Raw genomic sequence first — 23,695 nt, 5'->3', positions numbered from 1 at the left:
GGGGCTTTCTGTTGGCGCTAAGCCATTTGCTCCCTGGGACCACATCCTTTGGACCGGGAGGGCGGCTTGCGCAGGGACGCTGCCCCGGCGACGATGCGGCAACGGGGTCAATATTCTGGCTCCGGAGGCGGTGAGCAGCCTCGCGCCGGCTTCGTGCCCTGGCTTGCGGGGTCGCTCAGTCGCCAACCTTCGCCCCGCGGGCTCACGGCTCGCGGGGCGTTTCGTTTCAGCCCCCCGGCCCTTAGCGCGCGGGCTTCGTCACGTCTTGCGTTCACTCCGCGCTCCTGTCGCCTGAACCGTATCCTCCACTGAACCGTGTCCTCCGCTGAGCCAGCATCGCGCTCGCGCGAGACGACGGGGCTTGCGGACTTCATCACCACGCCGTCCAGGCCCGGGCTGACATCCCCGAAGGTCGGGGACAGGGATGCCCGCGTCGATATTGGCACGCCGATCGAGATCGCGATCTGGGGCCGGTCGGCGATCCGGTTTGACCGGACCGGCCGCTCGGTCCCGCAGGCACGGACGCCTGAAGGGCTCCTCGCCACCCGGGCCCGGCGGCCTGCGGCGTCCCGTCCGCGGGGAGCCTGGAACATCACCGGAACGGCGCCGTTGCGTCAGGCCTCCGGCCGCATCGAAACATCGCCTGCGGCGATCCCCCCACGGAACCCTCGCAATGCTGCAGATCCTCGTCGCGGACGGGAACGCCCGTGACGGACGCGCCCGGCATCTCGCCGCCACCGGCCGGACCTCGGCGGAGGCCTACGGCGACATCCTGCGGGCGCTGGCACCGGATGTCGGGGTGACGATCCTGAATCCCGCCGACGCCGATGCGGAACTGCCCCGGGGGACGGGGCTCGCCGGCTTCGACGGAATCATCGTGACGGGTTCGGTCCTGCACGTGACCGACGCGACGCCGGCGGTGCAGCGGCAGGTCGCGCTGATGCGCGACTGCCTCGCGGCGGCCCGGCCGGTCTTCGGCTCGTGCTGGGGCGTCCAGGTGGCCGCCGTGGTGGCGGGGGGCCGGGCCGGGAGGAACCCGCGCGGTCCCGAATACGGCTTCGCGCGCCGCATCGTGCCGACCCGGACCGGGCAGGCGCACCCGCTCCTCGCCGGGCGCCCCGCCGCCTTCGACGCGCCGGCGATGCATCTCGACGCGGTGATCGAGCCCCCGCCCGGGTGCCGGGTCCTCGCCGAGAACGGGCTGCTCGCCGTGCAGGCGATCGAGATCGTGCGGGGCGCGGGCGTGTTCTGGGGCACCCAGTACCATCCGGAGCTCGACCTCGACGCGCTCGCGGCGATGCTGCGCCTGAGCAGCGCCGCCGTGCTGGAGGCGGGCCTGTGCCGCACGCGCGAGGCGGTCGAGGCCTACGCGGCGGATCTCGACGCCCTGCACGCCGACCCGGATGGGCGCATCGACCTCGTCTGGCGCCACGGGCTCGGGCCCGCGGTGATCGAGCCGCGCCAGCGCCGGCGCGAGATCGCGAACTTCCTCGAATACCTCGTGCGGCCGCGCGCGCGGCGCTGACCTCAGGCCGGGCTGAGCGCGGAGCGGGCGGGCGGCGCGGCCGCGACGCCCGCGATGTGGAAGGCGCGTGGGCGCCGGAACAGGAAGGACAGGGCCGTGCCGCGGATCGCCCGCTCGACGGCGAGCGGCACCAGCACGGCGACCGCCATGACGATGAGGCTCGCCACGCCGATATCCGGGACCGCGCCGGTCTTGACGAGCAGGGTGCGGGTCGCGGCCATCGGCAGGAAGAAGGCGAGGTAGATCACGATCGAGCGAGTGCCGCAGAGCCGCAGGGCCGCGGTGACCGGGCCGCCGACCCGGGTCAGCAGGGCGGCCACCCCCACGATGGCGAGCGCCCCGGCGCCCCCGAGGACGAGGCTGATGCCGGGCAGGCTCGCGAGCGTCGGGAAGCCCGACAGACCGGAGGGCGTGAAGGCGAGCCAGCCCTCGACCAGTGCCCAGGCCGCGAGCCCCGCCAGCGCGGCCGCGGGCCGGCGCCGCACCACCCCGGCGAGGGCGAAGATCCGGGGGGCGAGCAGGTAGCCTCCCACGAAGTAGACGTAGCGCGCGCAGAATTCCTCGAGCAGGTAGGAGGAGGTCTCGACCGGCACGATCTGCAGCAGGGCCGCGCCAGCGAGCAGCACCGAGGCCGGCAGCCGCCGCAGCAGCTTCGTGACCACCGAGAACACGGCGAGCAGGTAGATGAACCACAGGGTCGAGTAGGGCTCGACCAGCGCGTGCGCGAGATGGGCGAGGAAGGCCGAGGGGCCGGCGCCGTCGACGATTTGCCCATACTTGGCAAGGGACTGGAGCACGACCCAGAGGCCGTAGAAATAGGCGAAGTGCACCACCCGCCGGTCGGCGAAGAGGCGCCAGTCCCGGTCGATCACCCGGCCGACGAAGAGGCCGGAGAGAAGGAAGAAGTCGGGGATGCGGAAGGGCTTGGCGAAGGCGACGACCCCGTGCAGGAACCCCTCCCCGCCCATCGCCTCGCCGGTGCCGAGGGTCGCGTGCATCATCACCACGAGGAGGATGCAGATGCCCTTGGCGACATCGACCCAGGCGAGGCGCATCGCCTCGTCCGGTCCGCGCACCGTGCTGCCCGCCCCTGCCGTCATGATGTCCGAGACCCGCGTGAGACCGGGCCGCAGGGTCGGCCGCACCCGTGAAGGCCCGGCTAACGCGCCCCCACGATCGCCCATCATGCCGAAGGACCGGTAAACGCGAGCCCAGCGATCGGCCGCTACTTCTGGCGCCGGTCGCGGGTCATGCGGGTCGCGGCGTGGAAGTCGTCCGGCTTCGTCCGCACCCAGGTGACGAAGCGACCGATCTCCGGGTCGGCCCGGAGGGCCTCGACATCGGCGAGGCGCCGGGCGATCTCGGCCTCGCTGTAGCGGGCGTGGATGGCCGAGTGGCAGATCTGGTGCAGGCGCACCGTACCCCGGTGCGTGCCGCCCTTCAGCTTCGGCGTGAGGTGGTGGAGGCTGGAGCGGGCCCGGGACGGGATCGTCCGCTCGCACAGGGGGCAGGTGACGGGCGCATCCGCCTCGGGGCCATGCGTCGTCGGATCATCGTCGCGCCAGCGGCGTGTGCGTCGTCCCAAGCTGCCGTCCTCTCCATCCGCGGCCGGTCGGATCCGGGATATGTGGCCGCGGCGGCCGCCCGGCGAGGCGGCGCGTCACCGTGCCAGGGCCGCGGCGCGGGCCTCGCAGCCCTCGCCGATCCGGGCGCGGAAGAACGGTTCGGCCGCGGCGTCGCGGGCGCCGAGGATCGAGACGTGGTCGCCCGCCAGCACCTCGAGCCGGGCGGACGGGCCCGCGGCGGCGGCAAGCCGGTGGGCGAGCTTGACCGGCACGATGGTGTCGGCGAGGCCGTGGACGATGAGGACGGGCTCGGCGGTCCGGGCGATGCGCAGGTCCGACCGGTAGGTGTCCCGCAAGAGGAGGCCGGGGGCCAGGGGGACGCGCAGGCGCACCAGCGCCGCCATCGAGTCGAAGGGCGCCTCGAGATAGAGCCCGAGATGGGGCGCCCGCTCCGCCACCGCGACCGCCACCGCCGCCCCGAGGGAGTGACCGTGCAGCAGGATCGGCGCGCCCGGCGCCCGGCGCCCCGCCTCGAGATAGGCCGCGATGCCGTCCGCGATCAGGCCCGCCTCGCTCGGGCTGCCGCTCGATCCGGCATAGCCCCGGTAGGCGATGGCGAGGACGCCCCAGCCGCCCGCCGCCCAGGCGCCGGACGCGAAGCGGGCCGCGTGCGGCTCCGGCCGCGAGCCGTTGCCGTGAAACGTCAGCACCACGCCGCAGCCCGGGCGGGGGGCACGCCAGAGGGCGAACAGGCTCTCGCCGTCGCGCGTCCGCACCGATGCGGCCGCGATCCCCGGCGACGCCGCCCGATCGGCGGGGCGCTGAGCCCGTGTCGCGTAGGCCCCCGGATAGATCAGGTGACGCTGGAACGCCGCGAGGGCGCCGAGGGCGAGGGCGTACAAGAGGGCGATGGCGAGGGCGCCGAGGGCCATGATGCGCATGGCGGCTTAACGCGACGGGCACCGGATTCGGCGGGGCGCTCACGCAGATATGCGCAACGCGGCCGTCGGCGTGGTCACCGGCGGCCTTCACTCCCCCGAGGAGGGGCCGACTGCGCCGGAACGCCGCGATGGTGTCTTCCAAGTCAAAGGTCGGGAACAGCTAGACTGATACTGCAAAAATGCAATTCATGAATTGCTTGTTTATTATAAATCTGGTGCGCAATTCCGTAATTGCGGACCTCAATTTCTGAAAATACAAATACAAAAAATATTTTTTGCCGCCGCTCCGGCCCCTAACTTTGGGAAGCACTCCGAAATCTTGGCGGAATGCCTGCCTTCGGGCGGGCCCCTGGCCAAGATCGAAACGACATCGACAGCGGCAAAATCCTCCTCGGCGGTTCAAACCTGAGGTTAATTTTTTCGCCATTGATTAACTTCGAGTTAACAAGATACTCCCGGGGCGGCCGAGGTACGGCGCATTCACCCCGGGAGGTCCACCATGCAGATCAAGGTCAACGCGAACGACTGGAACGGTATCTCCGACGAGGATCGCAAGGCGATCAAGGAGATCCTCTCGAAGACCTTCAAGAACGAAGCCGACATCGTCGCCGACCCGCAGACTCAGAGCGTGGCGCAATCCGGAGGCGCCGGCACCAACCTCGACGGCATCTGCACGTCGCTCTGCAACATGGCCCAGTCGGCGGCGGAATCCCTGTGCAACAAGATCGGCAATGCGACGGCCAAGCAGGTCTGCCTGATCGCCGCGGCGACCGCGGGCGACCTCTGCCGCAGCAAGTGCTGACGCGAGCCGTTCCCTGAACCCGTGCGCGGCCGCTGACATTCCGATGCGGATGCGCGCGGCCCGCACGCCCATTGGCCCCAGCCGATTGACAAAGCCGCCCGAGCCGTGAAGATTTGAACCGTTCCGAGGGGAGCCCCATGACAGGGGGCTGAGATTGGGCCTGAAGCCCTGACCCTTGAACCTGATCCGGCTCATACCGGCGGAGGGACGGGAACTTGCGGCTCGGGTCGTATCTGCCGCACCCATTCTGACCTGTGACGAGTTCGGATCGCTCCAACGCCAGGAGAGATCCCCCATGAACGCACCCGTCCTGCCCAAAGATCTTCCCAAGGGAAGCCCCCAGAGCGTCACGACCGGCCCGGTCACCGGCTCGCGCAAGGTCTATGCGAGCGTCGCCGACCGTCCCGACATCCGGGTTCCCTACCGCGAGATCGTGCTGACGGATGCGAACGAGGCGCCGGTGCGCGTCTACGACCCGTCCGGCCCCTACACCGAGACCGACGCCCGCATCGACCTGAACCAGGGCCTGTCCGGCGTGCGCGAGCCCTGGATCGCCACGCGCGGCTACGCGGTGGTCGAGCCCCGCGCGGTCAAGCCCGAGGACAACGGCTTCGTGGGCGCCGACAAGCTCGTGGCCCCCTGCCCGGCCGAGCGCCTGATCCGCAAGGCGGCGCCCGGCCAGATGGTGACGCAGTACGAGTTCGCCCGCGCCGGGATCATCACCGAGGAGATGATCTACGTCGCGCACCGGGAGAATCTCGGCCGCGAGCGGATGCTGGAGCAGGCCGAGGCGAAGCTCGCGGACGGCGAGAGCTTCGGCGCCGCGGTGCCGCCCTTCATCACGCCGGAATTCGTGCGCGACGAGGTGGCGCGCGGCCGGGCCATCATCCCGGCCAACATCAACCACACCGAGGTCGAGCCGATGGCGATCGGCCGGAACTTCCTCGTCAAGATCAACGCCAATATCGGCAATTCGGCGGTCACCTCCTCGGCGGCCGAGGAGGTCGAGAAGCTCGTCTGGTCGACGCGCTGGGGCGCCGACACCGTCATGGACCTGTCTACGGGCCGCAACATCCACAACATCCGCTCGTGGATCGTGCGCAATTCCCCCGTGCCGATCGGCACCGTGCCGATCTACCAGGCGCTCGAGAAGGTCGGCGGCGACCCGCTCAAGCTCGACTGGGAGGTCTTCAAGGACACCCTCATCGAGCAGGCCGAGCAGGGCATCGACTATTTCACGATCCACGCGGGCGTGCGCCTCGCGCACGTGCCGCTCACCGCGCGCCGCGTCACCGGCATCGTCTCGCGCGGCGGCTCGATCATGGCGCGCTGGTGCCTCGCCGGCCACCGCGAATCGTTCCTCTACGAGCGCTTCGACGAGATCTGCGACATCATGCGGGCCTACGACGTCTCGTTCTCCCTCGGCGACGGCCTGCGCCCCGGCTCGATCGCGGACGCGAACGACGCGGCGCAATTCGCGGAGCTCGAGACGCTCGGCGAATTGACCAAGATCGCCTGGGAGAAGGGCTGCCAGACCATGATCGAGGGCCCCGGCCACGTGCCGATGCACAAGATCAAGGTCAACATGGAGAAGCAGCTGCGCGAGTGCGGCGAGGCGCCGTTCTACACCCTCGGCCCGCTGACCACCGACATCGCCCCGGGCTACGACCACATCACCTCGGGCATCGGCGCCGCGATGATCGGCTGGTACGGCACCGCGATGCTCTGCTACGTCACCCCGAAGGAGCATCTCGGCCTGCCGAACCGCGACGACGTGAAGACCGGCGTGATCACCTACAAGATCGCCGCCCACGCCGCCGACCTCGCCAAGGGTCACCCGGCCGCGCAGGTGCGCGACGACGCCCTCTCGCGCGCGCGGTTCGATTTCCGCTGGGAGGACCAGTTCAACCTCAGCCTCGACCCGGACACGGCCCGCGCCTATCACGACGAGACCCTGCCCAAGGACGCCCACAAGGTCGCGCATTTCTGCTCGATGTGCGGGCCGAAATTCTGCTCGATGAAGATCACGCAGGACCTGCGGGCCGAGGTGCTGGCGATGGAGGAGGCCGGCGCGGTGATCCACACCGCCCCGATCCTCACGAGCGCCGAGCGCGAGGCCGGCATGAAGGCGAAGTCCGAGGAGTTCCTGGCCGAGGGCGGCAAGCTCTACGTCGACGCGGCGGAGTAGCGCCGGCCGGTTTCGCGGCGGCACGTCAAGCCGCCGCGAAACATCGGCAGGACCCGCGACATTAGCGGGCATGTGCGGGGTTTCCTTCACCCCATGTTTACACTCGGTCGATCTTTCCCACCCCTCTTAAGGCCCGCGTAAGCGTTTGGGCGTTGTGATCCCGTGCACGGACCTCATGCGCGGGAGTTGAGCGATGAGTGAGATTGCTGGAATGCGCCCGGTCGAGCGCCCTGTGGCGGCGCCCTCCCCGGTCGAGGCGGTGCCGACGACGCCGAACCCGCGCCGCGCGGCCGACGGAGCCCCCGACGGATCCAGGCTCGATCCGGCCGTCACGCTCGATATCGGCCGCGACGAGCGCGCGGGCGCGGTCGAGCGGGATACGCAGGGCGCGTATCGTGGCCGGTACGTGAAGGATGCCGAGTCGCGGCAGGTCGTGTTCCAGGTGATCGACCCCGGGACCGGCACCATCATGGTGCAGCTGCCGAGCCCTCAGGCGATCGAGGCGCGGACCTACGCGGAGGCTGCCGCGGCGGCCCGTTCGGCGGCCGCCGCCGAGCGCGACCGGGCGCTCGACCGGACCGCCTGAAGCTGGCCGGGCCGGATGCGGGCCGGGCCGGATGCGGGCCGGACTCGCTGCCGTCGGGGAACGCCGGCCGTTCGAGCGTACCTCGATCGTGGGACCCGCCCTGCCGGACGACATCGCCCGTGCGCGGCTCGCCCTGCGCTGGCCCGCGGCACCGTGCCTGTGGGGCTGCGCCGGGGCGTCGCGGCGACGGTTCGCGCCGCCTCCGATCCGTTCGTGCGCTCAGCGGAGCAACTGCAGGATTCCCTGCTGGGCCTGGTTGGCGAGCGACAGGGCCGAGATGCCGAGGGACTGCCGGGTGGTCAGCGCCTGGGAGTTCGCCGCCTCCTCGTTCAGGTCCGCATCGGTCAGGTTCGACGAACCGGTCTGCAGCACGTTGATGATGTTCTTGGTGAAGTCCTGGCGGTTCTGCACGACCGAGAGGTTCGAGCCGAAGGTCGAGGCGTTCGAACGCAGCGTCGAGGATGCGTTCGTAAGGCCCGTGAGCGTCGACTTGATGTTGGCGTCGAGCAGGAAGTTGCCCTTGCCATCCGGACTCGTTCCGCTGTCGGAGGTGATCGCGGCCAGGCTCAGCCCCGTCGAAGTCGCGTCGACGCCCTGGATGTCGAGGTTCGACGTGTCGCGCTCGTTGAAGGCGATGTGGAGCTTGTTGTTGACCGACGAGCTGTTGAGCAGATTGACACCGTTGAAGCTCGAGTCTTTGGCGAGCTGGTCGATCTGCGTGAGGAGGCTGTTGTACTGGGCCGCGAGCTTGGAGCGCTCGGCGACGCCCGACACCGTCAGATCACTGCTCTGACCTGCCGCGGAGGCGGTGCCGTACTTGGCGGCCACTGCCGTGCCGGTGGTGAAGCCGAGCGCGGTCTGGTCGGCGGTGGCGGCGAACTCGATATCGGCACTGGCGCTCACCGCGAGGTGGGTGCCGGCCGTGTCCTTGCTGAAGGCGTTGCCCGCCCCGAGGGCGCTCACGGCCGTGTTGAGGGACTTGATGACGGTGTCGATCGTGTCCGTGGTGGCGATGCTGGCCGTGGTCGAGGTGCCGTTGACGTAGAGCGTCACCGTGGTTGTGCCGGTGGTGGGAATGGCGACGCTGCCCTTGGCGGTGCCCGCGGTGGTGATCTGGGTCGAGAGGGCCTGGTTGGCGGTCGACTTGGCCGAGTCGACGAGCTTCTGGATCGAGGTGAGGCCCTGGTTGGCCGCCTGGATCGTCTGGACGCCGTTCGAGATGCTGTCGAGGAGCGTTCCGAGGTCGGAGGAGCGGTTCGACAGGGACTGGGCGGTGAAGAAGTTGACCGGGTTGTCGAGGGCCGAGGAGACCTTCTTGCCGGTCGAGAGCCGGTTCTGCGTGGTCGCCGTCAGCGCGGCCGTGTCCTGCAGCGAGAGCAGGTTCTGGCGCGTTGAAGCTGAAAGCGTGACCTGGGAGGACATGGCGGCAACTCACAATCCGGACTGAAGTTAACGTTAAGAAAGCATGGCCCTTCTTGCGATTTGGTTAATCACTCGTAGGAATTCGGCCGCGCGGATCGGTGTATCCGTTCGGCCGAAACGCAGAGCGGCCGGGCTGGTGAGCCCGGCCGCCGCGCCTTTGTCAATTTTGTCTTGATCAGCGGAGCAGCTGCAGGATGCTCTGCTGGGCCTGGTTGGCGAGCGACAGGGCCGAAACACCGAGCGACTGCCGGGTGGTCAGCGCCTGGGAGTTCGCCGCCTCCTCGTTCAGATCCGCATCCGTGAGCTTCGAGGCGCCCGTATCGAGGACGTTTTGCAGGTTCTTGGTGAAGTCCTGGCGGTTCTGCACGACCGAGAGGTTCGAGCCGAAGGTCGAAGCGTTCGTGCGCAGCGTCGAGGATGCGCCGGTCAGCTTCGTCAACGACTTGTTGACGTCGGCGTCGAGCAGGAAGTTGCCCTTGCCATCCGGACTCGTTCCGCTGTCGGAGGTGATCGCCGAGAGGTTGAGGCCGGAGGACGTCGCGTCGATGCCCTGGACGTCGAGGTTGGACGTGTCCTTCTCGTTGAAGGCGATGTGGAGCTTGCTCGACGACCCCGTCAGCAGGTTGGTGCCGTTGAAGCTCGAGTCCTTGGCGAGCTGGTCGATCTGCGTGAGGAGGCTGTTGTACTGGGCCGCGAGCTTGGAGCGCTCGGCGACGCCCGACACCGTCAGATCACTGCTCTGACCTGCCGCGGAGGCGGTGCCGTACTTGGCGGCCGCTGCCGTGCCGGTGGTGAAGCCGAGCGCGGTCTGGTCGGCGGTGGCGGCGAACTCGATATCGGCACTGGCGCTCACCGCGAGGTGGGTGCCGGCCGTATCCTTGCTGAAGGCGTTGCCCGCCCCGAGGGCGCTCACGGCCGTGTTGAGGGACTTGATGACGGTGTCGATCGTGTCCGTGGTGGCGATGCTGGCTGTGGTCGAGGTGCCGTTGACGTAGAGCGTCACCGTGGTCGTGCCGGTGGTGGGAATGGCGACGCTGCCCTTGGCGGTGCCCGCGGTGGTGATCTGGGTCGAGAGGGCCTGGTTGGCGGTCGACTTGGCCGAGTCGACGAGCTTCTGGATCGAGGTGAGGCCCTGGTTGGCCGCCTGGATCGCCTGGACGCCGTTCGAGATGCTGTCGAGGAGCGTTCCGAGGTCGGAGGAGCGGTTCGACAGGGACTGGGCGGTGAAGAAGTTGACCGGGTTGTCGAGGGCCGAGGAGACCTTCTTGCCGGTCGAGAGCCGGTTCTGCGTGGTCGCCGTCAGCGTGGCCGTGTCCTGCAGCGAGAGCAGGTTCTGGCGGACGGCGGAGGTCAGAGAGACAGAAGACATGGTGGATGATCCGTATTGATCAGAGAACCGTCGTTTTGACGGCCCGCAAGAGTGACCATGCCGGGATCTGCGGAGCGGTTAATCGAACCGGCGCAATGCGAGCTTTTCCCCAGTTCCGAGCCTCGAACGGGCGAAAGGCGGCGACTTCGTTCAATCGACGTTAACGGAATCTGACCATGCTCCAGCCGCGACCCGAGCCGGAGACTGCCATGCCTCTGAAGATCGAGCTGAAATCGTCCGAACGCCTGATCATCAACGGCGCCCTCATCCGGAACCTCGACCGCAAGGCGACGCTGCTCGTCGAGGGACGCTGCAAGTTCCTGCGCGAGAGCGAGATCATCCGGGAGAGCGAGGCGGACACGCCCTGCAAGAAGCTCTGCGTGACGCTGCAGGTGCTCTACCTCGCCGACGATCCGGCCGCGCCCGAGAACCTGTTCGTGCAGCAATCGACGGAGGTGCTCGCCCTGATGCCGAGCGCCGGCCCCTTCCTCCTGGCCATCCACGACGCGATCGCCGCGCAGGAGTACCACCGGGCGATCAAGCTCGCGAAGCAACTCGTGGCGCACGAAGCCGCGTTCGTTGCTGTGGCGCCCTGAACTCCCGTTCGCCCGAGGCGTGAAGCGGCCCGTCGAAGGCCTGACGCCCCTTGCCGCCGCAGGCGCGGCGCTGGCTCCCGGGGCGCCCCGTTTCAGCGGGCGCTCGGTGGACCACGCTGCTCGGGAGTTCGGGTGACCGTCCCGGCCCGGTCACCGGCTCGCAGACGACGGGCGGGCGGTCTCCAGGCACCGGCGCATCCGATCGTGCAGGCCGTCGATGCAGCTGCGGGCGGCCATCCGGCCTTCCTCCGCCGAGGCGGGGTCTGTCGGTTAACGTACCGTTAGGCATAATCCTCTCACTGTCCGGTTTATCCGGGAGGCGAGATGTGACCCAGCAGCGAAACCAGCGAGACATCGAGCGTTCGCGCACCGCACTCCCGGTTTCCCGTTCCCTCAAGAAGGCCGCCGGACAGAAGGCGGCGAACCGTCTCGAGAAGGCGCGCCGCCGTCTGCAGGCTCTCCTCGACCTGACCCCGGGCCATGTGAGCGCGCATTTCGAGCTCGCGACGCTCGCGCACAAGGCCGGTGACCTGGACGAGGCCGTGCCTCACTACGCTGCCGCCCTGCGCGGCGCGTCGGATCGGCCGGAATACTGGATCGCTTTGGCGACCGCACTCCTGCAGGCGAGACGGGTCGACGACGCACGTGCCATCATCGACCGGTTCATGAAGCGAGCCTTCGGCGGCGAGGCGCCGCAAGCGTTGCTCAAGAGTTTCGCCAATAGAGCCTTCGCGGAAGCGTGTCTGAGTTACGAAGAAAAGAACTACCCAGGCGCCGAATCCCTTCTCGACATGGTCATCGCGATCGACGAGACGCATGCCGACGCGACCTTTCTCGCAGGTGCCGTCGCGGCGCGCATGAACAAGCTCGATCTTGCCCAGAACCTGCTCAGCATCGCGATCTACCGCGAGCCGGAAAACGCTCAGTTCTTCAACGGTCTCGGCGCATTCCTGACCGACATCGGGGATTACGGCGCGGCTGTCTCGGCCCTCGAGAAGGCGATCGCACTCGATCCGGTCCAGGCGGTGGCCCATTCAAACCTCGCGGGCGCCCTGTGCAAGCGCGGCGATCACGACCTGGCCCTGCGCCATGCCAAACAAGCGATCGCCATCGATCCCGCCTCGCCCAGCGGCTACATCAACCTCGGCATCAACCTGAAAAGCCTGGGCCGTCTGGCCGAGGCGGTCGCTGCCTACGAACGCGCGATCGCGTGCGATCCCGACAACGTCATCGCCCAGTCGAACCGGCTCTTCGCCAAGCTCTATTCCGCGAGCGTCGCGCCCATCGAGTATTTCGAAGACGCCCGAGCGTTTGGGCGGCGGTTCGCCGATCCTCTCCTGAGGCGGCGTCCGTTCGCGAATGATCGCGATCCGGATCGCAGACTCCGGATCGGCTTCGTCTCGGCCGATCTGTGCGCGCACGCGGTCGCCCGCTTCCTCGAACCGGTCTTGAACCACCTGGACCGGACCGAGTTCGAGGTCACCGCGTACATGGCGCGCGGAGCCGAGGACGCGGTCTCCGGCCGCCTCCGCGGGGTCTTCGACGCCTGGCACAACATCGCAGGCCTCGCCGACGACGCGGCGGCCGACCTCGTCGAAGCCCACGCGATCGATGTCCTCGTCGATCTGTCGGGGCACAGCTCCGGACACAGATTGCTCCTCTTCGCCCGCAAGCCGGCACCGGTCCAGGCGACGTGGATCGGCCATCCCGCCACCACGGGCCTGACGGCGATCGATTACCGGATCACCGACGCCGTGCACGACGAGGTCGGCGTCTCCGACGCGTTCCACACGGAAACGGTCTGGCGTCTGCCCGGCGTCTCGGCCACCTACCAGGCACCGGACGACGTTCCGGAGGTTCGACACCGTCCGCCCTTCGAGGACAGAGGCTACGTCACCTTCGGTTTCCTCAACCGCTTCGAGAAGGCCGGCGATCGCTGTCTCGAGACCTTCGCGCAGATCTTGAGCCGGATACCCGACGCACGCTTGTTCATCGTCGTCGGCGGCGTCGACGCGCCGGAAGCCCGGGCCGATATCGAACGCCGCCTGTCGGCCGCGGGACTGCCTCTCGATCGCGTCATTCTCCGGCCGCGGGTGACGGCGGGCTATTTCGAGCTCTATCACGAGGTCGACATCGCGCTCGACTCGTTCCCCTACAACGGCGGCACGACGAGTTGCGAGACCCTCTGCATGGGCGTGCCCTTCATCGCCCTGAAGGGTGCTCATGCGGCGGCTCGAACGGGGATCGCGGTGCTGACGGCTGTCGGTCTGGCGGAACTCGCGGCAGAGACGCCTGACGATTACGCCGCGCGCGCGGTCGCCCTGGCCAGCGATCCGGATCGCCTCCGCGCCATCCGTTCGGGATTGCGGGAACGCCTCCTCGCGAGCGCCCTGATGGACCATTCACGGTTCGCGGCGGATGTCGGAGAAGCCTTCCGCGCCATGTGGAGGCGTTGGGTCGATGCAAGCTCGTCCTCTTGAGGCCTCGGCCGATCCCTTCGACGAGCCGTCGCGTTCTGCGGGCGACGCATCGAGCCTGCCCGTGCTCGCGACCCTGCGGAGGCTGGAGCAGGAATACGCCGAGGTCCTGGAAACGCGCGACCTCCCTGCCGGGCCGGCCGTCGCGGAGACGGACGAGCCGATCTTCGTCACGCGTCCGTTCCTGCCGCCGCTCGAGGAGTTCACGCCGCTCCTCGCGCGGATCTGGCAGACGCGGGTGCTGACGAACGGCGGTCCGTATCACCGCGAGCTGGAACGCCGGCTTCGGGACCACCTCGGCGTCCCGCAGATCGCTCTCTTCAACAACGCCACCACGGCGCTGATCGTGGCTCTCCGCGCGCTGCACCTATCGGGGGAAGTGATCACCACGCCCTACTCGTTCGTGGCAACCTCGCACGCGCTGCTGTGGAGCGGCCTCACGCCCGTCTTCGCGGATGTCGACCCGCACACGCTGAACCTCGATCCCGCGGCCATCGAGGCTGCGATCACGCCGCGGACCTCGGCGATCCTGCCGGTCCACTGCTACGGGCATCCCTGCGACGTCGAGGCGATCGAGGCGATCGCTCGGCGGCACGGCCTCAAGGTCATCTACGACGCGGCCCATGCCTTCGGCGTGCGGCATCATGGCCGCAGCCTGCTGACATACGGCGATCTGTCGGTGCTGAGCTTCCACGCGACCAAGGTGTTCAACACCTTCGAGGGCGGCGCCATCGTCTGTGCCGACGGTGCCCGCAAGGATCAGATCGACAAGCTCAAGAACTTCGGCCACGACGGCGAGACCTGTGTCGGAGACGTCGGGCTGAACGGCAAGATGAGCGAGCTCAATGCTGCGCTCGGCCTTGTCCAGCTCGACCACATCGATGCGGCGCTGGCTCGGCGGCGGGCGATCGATGCGGCCTACCGGGAGGGGTTGCGCGGCGTTCCCGGCCTACGCTGTCTCGACGATTGCAGCGAGGACGCCGCGAACTACGCCTATTTTCCGGTCCTGATCGAGGCCGATTATCCGCTCAGCCGCGATGCGCTCAACGAGGCGCTGAAGCGTGAGGGGATCCACCCGCGGCGCTACTTCTATCCGCTCATCTCCGAATTCCCGATGTATCGGTCGCTGCCGAGCGCTCGACGCGAATTGCTGCCGGTCGCCGCTGCGGCCGCCGACCGCGTGCTCTGCCTGCCGATCTATCCGGACCTCGACCACGCGGTCGTCTCCCGCATCATCCGCCGGATCGCCAACCCATGAGGGTCGCGATCATGCAGCCCTATCTGCTGCCCTATCTCGGCTATTTCCAGCTGATCGAGGCGGTCGATCAGTTCGTGATCTACGATACGGTCAAGTACACGAAAAAGGGCTGGATCAACCGCAACCGCTTCCTGCGCGACGGCGAGCCCGTCGTCTTCACCCTCCCGATCGAGCGGGGATCGGATCTCCTCGACATCTGCAATCGCCGCGTCGCGACGAGCTTCGCGGCGGATCAGCTCTGCCGTCAGGTCGCGCAAGCCTATCGGCGCGCGCCGCATTTCGACGAGACGATGCCCTTGGTCGAGGCCGTTCTGCGGTGCCGCGCGGACGACCTCTTCGGGCATCTGCACCACGCGCTCGTCCGGACCTGCGCGCATCTGGGGATCGGCACGCCGATCCGCGTCGCCTCGGAGATCGAGGACGAGACCGTCCTGCGCCGGCAAGATCGCGTCCTCGACATCTGCCTGCGTCTCGGTGCGACGCGCTACATCAATCCGATCGGGGGCATGGAACTCTATCACCCGGCCGCCTTCGCGCGGCACGGCATCGCCCTGCGCTTCCTCCGGCCGCGGCCCGTCGCCTACGCGCAGTTCGCACACCCCTTCGTCCCGTGGCTTTCCATCGTGGACGTGATGATGTTCAATTCCCGGCCGACCCTCTTGACGATGCTTCGCGAGGGCTACGATCTCATCGAGGGGGAGGATGCTGCGTGTCCCAGTGGCGCAAGCTCGGGCGGGTCTTCGATCCTGGAACGGTCGGCGACCGGCCCTGGCTGAAGGCCTTCGCGCAGGCGCCCGCCGCCCTGATCCGTGACGGCATCGTGCGGATGTATTTCTCCTGCAGGCCGGAACCGGACGCCGATGGCCAATACGTGAGCTACAGCGCCTTCGTCGACCTGGACCGGCGCGACCTGTTCAAGGTACGGGCACTCGCCGAGGAACCGATCCTGCCGCTCGGGCAACCCGGCACGTTCGACGAGTTCGGCGTCTATCCCGTCTCGGTGATCTCGACGGGCGCGGAGGTGCGCGCCTACTACGCGGGCTGGACGCGCTGCCGGTCGGTCCCCTTCAACACGGCGATCGGCTGCGCGGTGAGCCGGGACGGGGGCAGCCGCTTCGAGCGTTTGGGTCCTGGACCGATCATCGCCTACTCCCCGGATGAGCCCTTCGTGATGAGCGGCCCGAAGGTCCGGCGCTTCGGCGCAACCTGGTACCTGTTCTATATCGCCGGCCGGGTCTGGAAATCGGTCGAGGGCCGGCCCGAGCCGGTCTACCGGATCCGCATGGCGACCTCGGCCGACGGCCTGTCGTGGACGAAGGTCGGCCGCGACCTCATCCCGCCGCGCATCGAGGCGGACGAGGCTCAGGCCAGTCCGGACGTGTTCGAAGCGGACGGGCGCTTCCACATGCATTTCTGCTACCGCCACAGCGAGGGTTTCCGTGGCCGGGAGCGAGGCTACCGCATCGGCTACGCCTGGAGCACCGACCTCCTGCACTGGACACGCGACGACGAACGCTGCGGCATCGACGTGTCGGAAGAGGGCTGGGATTCCGAGATGATCAGCTACCCGCATGTCTTCGCGGTCGACGGTCAGGTCTATCTCGCCTATCTGGGCAATGGGGTCGGCCGAGCGGGGTTCGGCCTCGCCGCACGCGAAGGCGGCTTCGATTGAACACCATGCGCTGGGTCAAGCTCGGCCTCGTCTTCGACATCCGCGCACATCCGCTCCCCTTTGGCTGCGGCGCCTTCGCGCAATCCCCGCAGGCGCTCGTCTTCGACGACTTCATCCGGATCTATTTCTCCACGCGGAGCCAGGAGCCGGACGGGCAGTACCGGAGTCACGTCGCCTTCGTTGACATGCGCAAGGATCTCGGCGCTGTCCTGCGCGTGTCGGAACGACCGGTGATCGCGCAGGGCGCGCTCGGGACCTTCGACGAGCACGGCATCTTCCCGATGAATGTCCTGCGCTATGACGGGCTGATCTACGGCTACACGACGGGCTGGAGTCGCCGGGTCTCGGTTCCGGTCGAGACCGCGATCGGACTCGCGGTCAGTTCGGACGGCGGCTCGACCTTCGAGCGCCAGGGTCCCGGTCCCGTCCTCGCGGCCTCGCTGCGCGAGCCGTATCTCGTCGGCGACGGCTTCGTCCGCGTCGTCGATGGGCTGTTCCACATGTGGTACATCTTCGGCACCGCCTGGAGCCGGCCGAGCGCGGGCGCCGCGCCGGAGCGCGTCTACAAGATCGGCCACGCTTGGTCGCAGGACGGCATCGCTTGGACGAAGGAGGATGGCCGTCGGATCGTGCCCGACCGGCTCGGACCCGAGGAGTGCCAGGCGCTGCCGACCGTCTTCGATCTCGGTGGACGCCGGCACATGATATTCTGCTATCGCGAGCAGTTCGGCTTCCGCACCGATCGCGGCCGCGGCTACCGGCTCGGCCACGCTTGGTCGGACGATCTCGCGCACTGGAACCGCGACGACGACGCGTCGTCGTTGCCGATCACGTCGGGCGAATGGGATTCCGACATGCAATGCTATCCGCACGTCTTCACCTGCGACGGGGCGACCTACCTCCTCTACAACGGCAACGCATTCGGTCGTTGGGGCTTCGGGGCGGCCCGGCTCGAACCGTGATGGAGCCACGCTACGATCGGAACCGATCGCGTGTCGCGGACGTCCACGCTCACCTCCTCCTCTGCGAGGGCAGCTTCAGTCCGCCGCTTGGAGACCGCGTTTCGATCGACGACTACGCGGCGAAGCTCGTCGCTCGCGCCGGACGGTTCGAGGCTTGGGCAGGTTCAGACCTGATCGGGCTCGTGGCAATCTATTGCAACGCGCCCGACCGGCAGGACGCGTTCGTCACGAATGTCAGCGTCGTCCCGCATCGGGTCCGGGAGGGCATCGGCCTCCGGCTGCTCGGGGACGCCACCACCTATGTCCGGAGCCTCGCGTTCCGCCGGCTGGTGCTCTCGGTCGATCGCAGCGCCGGTGCGCTCGGCTTGTATCATCGCTCGGGATTCCAGGCCGAGGCGTCGGACGGCGAGACGATGCGAATGGTTCTCGGCCTTTCCAAGGATGCGGCTTCATGAGCGACGTGCGCGATTTCGACCAGGAAGCGAAGGACGTGCCCGGGCATCGCTATGCTTACGACTTCGACTTCGACGTCATGCACAAATACATGGTCCGCGCCTTCGAACCCTTCTTCCGACCGGGGCGGCTGCTCGAACTCGGCAGCTTCCGAGGCGATTTCACACGGCGCCTGACACCGTTCTTCCCCGACATCACCTGTGTGGAAGCCTCCGGCGAGGCGATCGCCGCAGCGCGGGAACAGGTCCACCCGGCCGTCACGTTCGTGCACGCGACCTTCGAGACCGCGGCGCTTCCGGGGCGCTACGACACGGTCGTGCTCACGCATGTGCTCGAACATCTCGACGACCCGGTCGGCCTGCTGTCACGGGTCAACGACACCTGGTTGGCGGATGGTGGCCGGCTGATGATCGCTTGCCCCAACGCCAACGCGCCGTCCCGGCAGATCGCAGTCAAGATGGGTCTGATCCCCCACAACGCGGCGGTCACCGACGCCGAGCGTCGCCATGGCCATCGGCGCACCTACAGCTTGGACACGCTGGAGCGGGACGCCTCCGCCGCCGGCCTGTCGGTGGTCCATCGCACGGGCGTGTTTTTCAAAGCGCTCGCGAACTTCCAGTGGGACGAACTGCTCAAGACCGACATCGTGTCGGCCGAGTATCTCGATGGCTGCTACGCACTCGGTCAGCACTACCCCGACTTGTGCGCAAGCATCGTGCTCATTTGCGAACGCGGGTGCGCGGCACGTCCGTGACCATCGGCGTTCCCCCGCGATGCGGCACCGGCGGACGTCGCTGAAGCCCGATCGTCCCCGAAGGTCCCGCGAGACCGAAGCGCTGTCTCCGTCAACGCGCGCTGAGACCGGCGGCGAGATGGTGGTTGACCGAGATCAGGGCCGAGAGCTTCTCCGCCTTCGGATCGGCCATCGTGTCGATGATGCGGTGGAACACGAAGGCCGAGAGGTTCGCCATGCCCTGCTTCACGTCGCTCGGCAGGGGGTTGTCGGTCTCGGTGGCGGCGGAGGCCAGGATCGTCCAGACCTTCTGGTTGAACACCAGGGCCTGATTCAAGGCGGAGGATTGATTCCCCCAATCGTCGCGCACGCTCTGCAATTGGCGCGCGGCCTTGATCAGCACCGCGGCCTCCGCCTCGCGCGGCGACATGGCCACCTGCGAGACTTTCGCGTAAGCGCCCGCTCCATACGACATCGACCTCTCCCCCCATCGGCGCGGCGCAATTCGAGACAAACCGCGGCCGCAGGCTAGGCGGGAGGGTCTTAAGACAAGGTAATGCGCAGCCTTGCCGCAATCGTGCCGAGAAGGGCGCTCAGGGACCGGACTGCGATCGTGCGGCCGTCGCGGTGGACGGCCCGAGCCGGGATTCCTTCGGGATGATGAATTTTCTGTTGGGGCTCGTCGCCGGTGGCCTGATCGCCTGCGTGGCGACGATCGCGGCCGCCCGGCATCCGGAGGTTCAGGCCCGCCTCGGCCTCAATCCGGCCCCCGTGCCGGCCGTCACGATGCCGGCGGCCCCGCCGCGCCCGGATGCCTGCCCGCCGCAGGCGGGGGAGCGGCCCGTGGTCGGCAACCCCGAGATGCTGTTCTCGAAGCGCCGGTTCTGGTCCGTGGCGCCGTGACGGGCATCCGCGTCCGTGCTCAGACGCTGCTGAGGAGGAACATCAGCATGGTCGTGGCGACCGTGGTGCTGAGGAAGCCGCAGAGCGCCGCGGCGAAGGACGGGCCGCTGACGGTCTCTGGGGCGATGGCGGTGTTCGGCGTGGTCATGACGTTCGGCCTTCATCGCGACTCGGGCGCCGCGGCTGGAGTGAAGATGTCGTGAAAGTGGACGGACGTGTGTGCGTGGCCGCACCCCCTCAGTCGCAGCGGTTGACCTTCTTGGCCATCCGGAGCGCGCGCAGCTCGCTGCGCAGGTCGATCGCGATGACGCCGGCGCCGCAATCGTCGAAGGCGTCGCGGGCGTCGTTGTAGCGGTCGCCGACCTCGTCGAGGGTGTCGCAGACCCGGTCGTGGTTGCCGATGCGGGCTTCCTGGCGGGCCTGGTAGCGCAGGGCGTTGGCCTCATCGACCTTCCGCTGCGCCTCGAGGCAGGACGGCAGGGCGTGTGCCGGCGCCGCGCAGGCGAACAGGCTCAACCCCGCGAGAGCTGAGAGCGTGGACTTCGACATGGGACACCGTGGACGCGGTCACTGTTCGTGAGCCAAGGGCACGACCGCAAGTATAGTTTGGCGCGGTCATCGCCCGTTCAGGTCCTTGAAACGGGACAGCGCCGGGGATGGTTCCGTCACCGCTCAAGCTTTATCCGGTGCCGCCGCGAGGCCAGGATCCCGGCGAGCGTCACGGGCACGAATCCCTGCGCGTCGACCCCGACATCGTACTGCTTGGGGATCGGCTTCAGCTGCCCGTGCGAGTGCCCGTGCAGGTTCAGGGCGCCGCGCCCGATGCCGTTCCAGGTCCGGAAGGCGTAGTGGCAGAGCACGAGCCGGCGCTCGTCGAGGCCGATCTCGGCGTAATGGCCGACGAAGGCCCAGTCCGGCGCCTGCCGGGTCGCCGGGCCGTCGTTGTTGCCGATGATCAGGCGCTTGACCCCGTTGAGGCCGGAGAGGATCGCCCGCACCCGTTCCTCCGGCGGCCCGAGGGCGAAGTCGCCGAGGTGCCAGACCTCGTCCTCGGGCGAGACGACGGCGTTCCAGTTGGCGATGAGGGCGGCATCGTGCGCGTCGAGGTCCGGGAAGGGCCGGCGGTCGAGGCGCAGGATGCGCGGATCGCCGAAATGCGTGTCGCTCGTGAAGTACACCGCCATCCGGGCCGCCTCGCTGCTCGCGCGGGGCAACGCCGCAGGCCCGGAAGGGATGCCTCAGGGCCGCCCCGCCGGGAGGTCGAGGGCGAAGCGGCGCTCGAGGGCCACGGCCCCGCCCCGGATCACCCGGAAGGTCGCCTTGTAGGTACCGGGCGGCCAGCCGCCGCCCGGCCGCTTGCGCCCGCCGAAGACGAGGGACTGCGCCCGCGGCCGGACGAGGGCCGGCTCGGCCGCCTCGGCGAGGACGCGCCCGTCCGGCCCCGTCAGGACGAGGCTCTGCGTGTCGCCGGCATCGAGGCCGATCGCCCGGGCCCAGGCCACGAGGGCGCCGGGATCGGCGCCGGGCGGCCGGGTCGCCTCGGCCTCGATCGCCGGGAGGGTGACGGCGCCGTCCGCGAAGCCGGCATCGAGGATCGTGCCGGCCCGGTAGCGCAGGCCCTCGTGCAGAGACGGGTCCCACAGGCTCGCGGCGAGGCCCGGGCCGCCGGGGGCGCAGGCCTCGGCCTCGGGGGCGAAGGGGTCGATCGTCCGGCCGTCCCGGCGGATCGTGAAGTGCAGGTGCGGGAACTCGGTGGCGCCGGAGAGGCCGGCCCGTCCGATCGGCTGGCCCGCCGCCACCGGCGTGCCGGGCCGCAGCGTGATGCTGCCCTTGGCGAGGTGGCAATACTGCGTCTCGTAGCCGCCCGGGTGGGCGATCACGAGGCCGTTGCCGCACTCGACGCCCGCGACCTGCGCGAGGCCGGTCTCGCGCACGGAGACGTCGGGCGCATCGTTGCGGGCGCGCAGGATCGTGCCCGCCGCCGCCGCCCGCACCACGCCGAGGGGGCCGGTCTCCGCGGCCCGCGACGGCAGCCGGATGTCGGTGCCGTCATGCCCCTCGTAGGCGCGGCTGCCGCAGGTGTAGTCGCGGATGCCGGCCCCCGGATCGCGGTCGACGTAGTACTGGATGAAGCAGGTGCGCCCGGGATCGCAGGCCAGGGGGAATTGCAGGCGCAACGGCTCGGCGAGGGCCGGGCTCGCGAGGCCGGCGGACCCGACGAGCAGGCGGGCGAGACGTCGAGACGGCTTCATGCGCGGATCTCCACCGGTCGGGATTCAGGTCGGGCGCTGGCCCGCATTCGGCGAGGCTCAGTTCAGGTAGGTCCGGATCCAGACCGGCGGGAGCAGGTCGCCCTCCTCGGTGGTGATCCAGGGTTGCAGGGCCGGATCGGCCAGGAACGCGCCCGCCGCCGCGATCGCCTCGCGCAGGCTGGGGAAGCGGGCCGGATGCTCCGGCGAGAAGCGGGCCGGCAGCGCGTGCCAGACCTTGAGGGCGGCCGGGCGTTCGAGGGCTTCGATGTCCATGGCGCGGATCCTTGCCGCCCGCTCTCAGCGGGTCTGCGGGAGGGTCTGGACGGGCACCCGGATCTCCACCAGGCGGCCCGTGATCGGATCGAGAATCGTGAGGGTCATGGCGACCTCCTGTTCGATGCTCCGATCCTCGCCGATCGCGCCGCCCAGGACTGTGACGCCCCTCACGCCGGGGCGCCGCCGGGGCCTCTGTGACGGGGATCACCGACCGGGGCCGCAGCCTCCCTACAACGGGCTCTTCCCCTTGGGACCGGCGTCCTCCGCCCCGACGCCCCGGTCCCGATCAGCCGCGAGGAACGCGTCCGATGCCCACCGCCCTTCCGCTCCGCGCCGACGCCCTCCCCCGCCATCGCAGCGCCGAGGCCGCCCGCAGCGCGATCCGGCGCCAGGTCCGCCTCGCCGTCCTGATGGTGCTGGCCCTCGTCGTCGGCGTCGGCGGCTGGGCGAGCCTCACGGTGATCGGCGGCGCCGTCATCACCTCGGGGCAGCTCGTGGTCGAGAGCGACGTCAAGAAGGTTCAGCACCCCGTCGGCGGCATCGTCGGCGAGTTGCGGGTCCGCGAGGGCGACCGGGTCAAGGCCGGCGACATCCTGGTGCGCCTCGACGAGACCCAGCCCCGCGCCAGCCTCGACATCGTGCTGCGGGCCCTCGACGCGCTGAGCGCGCGCCGCACCCGGGAAGAGGCCGAGCGCGACGGCGACATCGCCCTGAACTTCCCCTCCGACCTGCAGGCGCGGGCCGCCTCCGACACCGCGGTGGCGAGCCTCATCGACAGCGAGACGCGCCTGTTCCTCGCCCGCACCAAGACCCGCAACGGCCAGAAGGCGCAGCTGCGCGAGCGCGTCGCCCAGTTCGAGCAGGAGATCGCCGGGCTGAACGAGCAGATGGGCGCCAAGGCCAAGGAGGCCGCCGCCGTCAACCTCGAGTTGAAGGGCATCCGCGAGCTCTGGCAGAAGAACCTCGTCCAGCTGCCCCGCCTCACCGGCCTCGAGCGCGAGGCGGCGCGGCTCGAGGGCGACCGGGGCAAGATCCTGGCGGCGGTGGCGCAGGCGCGCGGCAAGATCAACGAGGTCTCGCTGCAGGTCCTGCAGGTCGACCAGGACATGCGGAACGAGGTCTCGAAGGACCTCACCGAGATCCGGGCGCGCTGGTCCGAGTTCGAGGAGAAGCAGACCGCGGCCCTCGACCAGCTCCGCCGCACCGACCTGCGGGCGCCGCAGGACGGGATCGTCCACCAGATGACGGTGCATACGGTGGGCGGCCTCGTCACCCCGAGCGAGCCCGCCATGCTGATCGTGCCGGAATCCGACGAGCTCGCGGTCGAGGTCCGGATCCAGCCGAAGGACATCGACCATGTCCGCATCGACCAGCAAGCGGCCCTGCGCTTCTCCGCCTTCAGCCAGCGCACCACGCCCCAGGTTCGCGGCACCGTCGAGCGGGTCGCGGCCGACGTCACCCAGGACCTGAAATCGGGCAGGAGCTACTACAAGGCCCGCATCCGGGTGTCGCAGGCCGAGCGTGCCCGCCTGGGCACCGTGCAGCTCGTGCCCGGCATGCCGGTCGACGCCTTCCTGGAGACCGGCGAGCACACGGTGATCGCCTACCTGACGAAGCCCCTGACCGACCAGATCGCCAAGGCGTGGCGCGAGCATTGAGGGGGCGGCCGGGGCCCCAGCCGCGGATTGCCGCTCCGGCCGACGCGACGCCGCGAC

At 69.0% G+C, this 23,695-nt stretch carries 26 protein-coding genes and 1 riboswitch; of the genes, 14 read left to right on the top strand and 12 right to left on the bottom strand.

The features are described from left to right. The first annotated feature begins 673 nt into the window (after positions 1-673). Positions 674-1,525, top strand: coding sequence for a type 1 glutamine amidotransferase (locus F6X51_RS00650; RefSeq protein WP_150960969.1), 852 nt, complete (start codon positions 674-676; stop codon positions 1,523-1,525). Between the two features lie 2 nt (positions 1,526-1,527). On the opposite strand, the gene F6X51_RS00645 is transcribed toward F6X51_RS00650, so the two are convergent. The 3 genes from F6X51_RS00645 to F6X51_RS00635 all read right to left on the bottom strand — a co-directional run bounded on the left by F6X51_RS00645 (position 1,528) and on the right by F6X51_RS00635 (position 4,031). Next, positions 1,528-2,625: an acyltransferase family protein gene (locus F6X51_RS00645; RefSeq protein WP_150960967.1), complete on the bottom strand. Its 1,098-nt coding sequence runs from the start codon at positions 2,623-2,625 to the stop codon at positions 1,528-1,530. Positions 2,626-2,750: 125 nt separating this feature from the next. Continuing rightward, positions 2,751-3,110, bottom strand: a complete 360-nt coding sequence (locus tag F6X51_RS00640; RefSeq protein ID WP_150960965.1) for an HNH endonuclease family protein — start codon at positions 3,108-3,110, stop codon at positions 2,751-2,753. 75 nt (positions 3,111-3,185) lie between these two features. Beyond that, positions 3,186-4,031: an alpha/beta hydrolase gene (locus F6X51_RS00635; RefSeq protein WP_150960963.1), complete on the bottom strand. Its 846-nt coding sequence runs from the start codon at positions 4,029-4,031 to the stop codon at positions 3,186-3,188. A gap of 499 nt (positions 4,032-4,530) precedes the next feature. Here F6X51_RS00635 and F6X51_RS00630 point away from each other — a divergent pair, with 499 nt between their 5' ends. From F6X51_RS00630 to F6X51_RS00620, 3 genes are all read left to right on the top strand, one after another. Next, positions 4,531-4,833: a hypothetical protein gene (locus F6X51_RS00630; RefSeq protein WP_150960961.1), complete on the top strand. Its 303-nt coding sequence runs from the start codon at positions 4,531-4,533 to the stop codon at positions 4,831-4,833. A gap of 116 nt (positions 4,834-4,949) precedes the next feature. Continuing rightward, a riboswitch (TPP riboswitch) is annotated at positions 4,950-5,058 on the top strand. A gap of 70 nt (positions 5,059-5,128) precedes the next feature. Continuing rightward, positions 5,129-7,021: a phosphomethylpyrimidine synthase ThiC gene (gene thiC / locus F6X51_RS00625; protein ID WP_150960959.1), complete on the top strand. Its 1,893-nt coding sequence runs from the start codon at positions 5,129-5,131 to the stop codon at positions 7,019-7,021. 193 nt (positions 7,022-7,214) lie between these two features. Then, the gene (locus tag F6X51_RS00620) at positions 7,215-7,607 is read left to right on the top strand and encodes a hypothetical protein (protein WP_150960957.1); all 393 of its coding nucleotides are present in this window, start codon (positions 7,215-7,217) and stop codon (positions 7,605-7,607) included. Between the two features lie 219 nt (positions 7,608-7,826). Here the strand turns inward: F6X51_RS00620 and F6X51_RS00615 are convergent, their stop codons facing one another. Beyond that, positions 7,827-9,029: a flagellin N-terminal helical domain-containing protein gene (locus F6X51_RS00615; RefSeq protein WP_150960955.1), complete on the bottom strand. Its 1,203-nt coding sequence runs from the start codon at positions 9,027-9,029 to the stop codon at positions 7,827-7,829. Positions 9,030-9,204: 175 nt separating this feature from the next. Continuing rightward, complete coding sequence (locus tag F6X51_RS00610; RefSeq protein ID WP_150960953.1) at positions 9,205-10,398, bottom strand: flagellin N-terminal helical domain-containing protein; 1,194 nt, start codon at positions 10,396-10,398, stop codon at positions 9,205-9,207. A gap of 209 nt (positions 10,399-10,607) precedes the next feature. Here F6X51_RS00610 and F6X51_RS00605 point away from each other — a divergent pair, with 209 nt between their 5' ends. From F6X51_RS00605 to F6X51_RS00570, 8 genes are all read left to right on the top strand, one after another. Continuing rightward, the gene (locus F6X51_RS00605; protein WP_150960951.1) at positions 10,608-10,994 is read left to right on the top strand and encodes a flagellar biosynthesis repressor FlbT; all 387 of its coding nucleotides are present in this window, start codon (positions 10,608-10,610) and stop codon (positions 10,992-10,994) included. A 326-nt stretch (positions 10,995-11,320) separates the two neighbouring features. Then, entirely contained in the window at positions 11,321-13,474 is a 2,154-nt protein-coding gene (locus F6X51_RS00600) for a tetratricopeptide repeat protein (protein ID WP_150960949.1), read from the top strand. Then, positions 13,455-14,729, top strand: coding sequence for a DegT/DnrJ/EryC1/StrS family aminotransferase (locus tag F6X51_RS00595; protein ID WP_150960947.1), 1,275 nt, complete (start codon positions 13,455-13,457; stop codon positions 14,727-14,729). Before F6X51_RS00600 ends, F6X51_RS00595 begins: the two co-directional genes overlap by 20 nt. Beyond that, entirely contained in the window at positions 14,726-15,505 is a 780-nt protein-coding gene (locus tag F6X51_RS00590) for a WbqC family protein (protein WP_150960946.1), read from the top strand. The genes F6X51_RS00595 and F6X51_RS00590 overlap by 4 nt, the downstream gene beginning before the upstream one ends. After that, positions 15,439-16,401 (top strand): glycoside hydrolase family protein, encoded by a 963-nt coding sequence (locus F6X51_RS00585; RefSeq protein WP_150960944.1) that lies wholly within the window; start codon positions 15,439-15,441, stop codon positions 16,399-16,401. The genes F6X51_RS00590 and F6X51_RS00585 overlap by 67 nt, the downstream gene beginning before the upstream one ends. A 5-nt stretch (positions 16,402-16,406) precedes the next feature. Then, entirely contained in the window at positions 16,407-17,363 is a 957-nt protein-coding gene (locus tag F6X51_RS00580; protein WP_150960942.1) for a glycoside hydrolase family protein, read from the top strand. After that, complete coding sequence (locus F6X51_RS00575; RefSeq protein ID WP_191969969.1) at positions 17,363-17,818, top strand: GNAT family N-acetyltransferase; 456 nt, start codon at positions 17,363-17,365, stop codon at positions 17,816-17,818. Before F6X51_RS00580 ends, F6X51_RS00575 begins: the two co-directional genes overlap by 1 nt. Continuing rightward, a complete protein-coding gene (locus F6X51_RS00570; RefSeq protein ID WP_150960938.1) occupies positions 17,815-18,570 on the top strand; it encodes a class I SAM-dependent methyltransferase in 756 nt (251 codons plus the stop codon). The genes F6X51_RS00575 and F6X51_RS00570 overlap by 4 nt, the downstream gene beginning before the upstream one ends. Before the next feature lie 91 nt (positions 18,571-18,661). On the opposite strand, the gene flaF is transcribed toward F6X51_RS00570, so the two are convergent. After that, the gene (gene flaF, locus F6X51_RS00565) at positions 18,662-19,024 is read right to left on the bottom strand and encodes a flagellar biosynthesis regulator FlaF (protein WP_150960936.1); all 363 of its coding nucleotides are present in this window, start codon (positions 19,022-19,024) and stop codon (positions 18,662-18,664) included. Between the two features lie 182 nt (positions 19,025-19,206). On the opposite strand from flaF, the gene F6X51_RS00560 reads away from it, so the two are divergent. Further along, the gene (locus F6X51_RS00560; protein WP_150960934.1) at positions 19,207-19,452 is read left to right on the top strand and encodes a hypothetical protein; all 246 of its coding nucleotides are present in this window, start codon (positions 19,207-19,209) and stop codon (positions 19,450-19,452) included. A gap of 19 nt (positions 19,453-19,471) precedes the next feature. On the opposite strand, the gene F6X51_RS28835 is transcribed toward F6X51_RS00560, so the two are convergent. The 6 genes from F6X51_RS28835 to F6X51_RS27640 form a co-directional block, all read right to left on the bottom strand. Beyond that, positions 19,472-19,600, bottom strand: a complete 129-nt coding sequence (locus F6X51_RS28835; RefSeq protein WP_281407611.1) for a hypothetical protein — start codon at positions 19,598-19,600, stop codon at positions 19,472-19,474. A gap of 89 nt (positions 19,601-19,689) precedes the next feature. Further along, a complete protein-coding gene (locus F6X51_RS00555; protein WP_150960932.1) occupies positions 19,690-20,001 on the bottom strand; it encodes a hypothetical protein in 312 nt (103 codons plus the stop codon). 116 nt (positions 20,002-20,117) lie between these two features. Further along, a complete protein-coding gene (locus F6X51_RS00550; protein WP_150960930.1) occupies positions 20,118-20,636 on the bottom strand; it encodes a metallophosphoesterase in 519 nt (172 codons plus the stop codon). Positions 20,637-20,690: 54 nt separating this feature from the next. Beyond that, entirely contained in the window at positions 20,691-21,704 is a 1,014-nt protein-coding gene (locus tag F6X51_RS00545; protein WP_150960928.1) for a M23 family metallopeptidase, read from the bottom strand. A gap of 57 nt (positions 21,705-21,761) precedes the next feature. Further along, positions 21,762-21,977: a hypothetical protein gene (locus tag F6X51_RS00540; RefSeq protein ID WP_150960926.1), complete on the bottom strand. Its 216-nt coding sequence runs from the start codon at positions 21,975-21,977 to the stop codon at positions 21,762-21,764. A gap of 24 nt (positions 21,978-22,001) precedes the next feature. Next, entirely contained in the window at positions 22,002-22,151 is a 150-nt protein-coding gene (locus F6X51_RS27640; protein WP_191969968.1) for a hypothetical protein, read from the bottom strand. 137 nt (positions 22,152-22,288) lie between these two features. Here F6X51_RS27640 and F6X51_RS00535 point away from each other — a divergent pair, with 137 nt between their 5' ends. Then, positions 22,289-23,638 (top strand): HlyD family type I secretion periplasmic adaptor subunit, encoded by a 1,350-nt coding sequence (locus F6X51_RS00535; RefSeq protein WP_150960924.1) that lies wholly within the window; start codon positions 22,289-22,291, stop codon positions 23,636-23,638. The last annotated feature ends 57 nt before the right edge of the window (positions 23,639-23,695 follow it).

This window comes from Methylobacterium planeticum (assembly GCF_008806345.1).
GTDB classification, from domain to species: Bacteria; Pseudomonadota; Alphaproteobacteria; order Rhizobiales; family Beijerinckiaceae; genus Methylobacterium; species Methylobacterium planeticum.
The sequence above is the reverse complement of the archived record's forward strand: the minus strand, read 5'-3'. Positions and strand labels throughout refer to the sequence as shown.

Excerpts from the sequence above, each read along its gene's own strand:
- F6X51_RS00630 (WP_150960961.1), top strand. The coding sequence starts at position 4,531 with ATGCAGATCAAGGTCAACGCGAACGACTGGAACGGTATCTCCGACGAG.
- F6X51_RS00615 (WP_150960955.1), bottom strand. The coding sequence starts at position 9,029 with ATGTCCTCCCAGGTCACGCTTTCAGCTTCAACGCGCCAGAACCTGCTC.
- F6X51_RS00605 (WP_150960951.1), top strand. The coding sequence starts at position 10,608 with ATGCCTCTGAAGATCGAGCTGAAATCGTCCGAACGCCTGATCATCAAC.
- F6X51_RS00535 (WP_150960924.1), top strand. The coding sequence starts at position 22,289 with ATGCCCACCGCCCTTCCGCTCCGCGCCGACGCCCTCCCCCGCCATCGC.
- F6X51_RS00560 (WP_150960934.1), top strand. The coding sequence starts at position 19,207 with ATGATGAATTTTCTGTTGGGGCTCGTCGCCGGTGGCCTGATCGCCTGC.
- F6X51_RS00645 (WP_150960967.1), bottom strand. The coding sequence starts at position 2,625 with ATGACGGCAGGGGCGGGCAGCACGGTGCGCGGACCGGACGAGGCGATG.
- F6X51_RS00555 (WP_150960932.1), bottom strand. The coding sequence starts at position 20,001 with ATGTCGAAGTCCACGCTCTCAGCTCTCGCGGGGTTGAGCCTGTTCGCC.
- F6X51_RS00540 (WP_150960926.1), bottom strand. The coding sequence starts at position 21,977 with ATGGACATCGAAGCCCTCGAACGCCCGGCCGCCCTCAAGGTCTGGCAC.
- F6X51_RS00590 (WP_150960946.1), top strand. The coding sequence starts at position 14,726 with ATGAGGGTCGCGATCATGCAGCCCTATCTGCTGCCCTATCTCGGCTAT.
- F6X51_RS00620 (WP_150960957.1), top strand. The coding sequence starts at position 7,215 with ATGAGTGAGATTGCTGGAATGCGCCCGGTCGAGCGCCCTGTGGCGGCG.
- flaF (WP_150960936.1), bottom strand. The coding sequence starts at position 19,024 with ATGTCGTATGGAGCGGGCGCTTACGCGAAAGTCTCGCAGGTGGCCATG.
- F6X51_RS00580 (WP_150960942.1), top strand. The coding sequence starts at position 16,407 with ATGCGCTGGGTCAAGCTCGGCCTCGTCTTCGACATCCGCGCACATCCG.
- F6X51_RS00635 (WP_150960963.1), bottom strand. The coding sequence starts at position 4,031 with ATGCGCATCATGGCCCTCGGCGCCCTCGCCATCGCCCTCTTGTACGCC.
- F6X51_RS00570 (WP_150960938.1), top strand. The coding sequence starts at position 17,815 with ATGAGCGACGTGCGCGATTTCGACCAGGAAGCGAAGGACGTGCCCGGG.
- F6X51_RS28835 (WP_281407611.1), bottom strand. The coding sequence starts at position 19,600 with ATGACCACGCCGAACACCGCCATCGCCCCAGAGACCGTCAGCGGCCCG.
- F6X51_RS00595 (WP_150960947.1), top strand. The coding sequence starts at position 13,455 with ATGCAAGCTCGTCCTCTTGAGGCCTCGGCCGATCCCTTCGACGAGCCG.
- thiC (WP_150960959.1), top strand. The coding sequence starts at position 5,129 with ATGAACGCACCCGTCCTGCCCAAAGATCTTCCCAAGGGAAGCCCCCAG.
- F6X51_RS00550 (WP_150960930.1), bottom strand. The coding sequence starts at position 20,636 with ATGGCGGTGTACTTCACGAGCGACACGCATTTCGGCGATCCGCGCATC.
- F6X51_RS00650 (WP_150960969.1), top strand. The coding sequence starts at position 674 with ATGCTGCAGATCCTCGTCGCGGACGGGAACGCCCGTGACGGACGCGCC.
- F6X51_RS00575 (WP_191969969.1), top strand. The coding sequence starts at position 17,363 with ATGGAGCCACGCTACGATCGGAACCGATCGCGTGTCGCGGACGTCCAC.
- F6X51_RS00545 (WP_150960928.1), bottom strand. The coding sequence starts at position 21,704 with ATGAAGCCGTCTCGACGTCTCGCCCGCCTGCTCGTCGGGTCCGCCGGC.
- F6X51_RS00610 (WP_150960953.1), bottom strand. The coding sequence starts at position 10,398 with ATGTCTTCTGTCTCTCTGACCTCCGCCGTCCGCCAGAACCTGCTCTCG.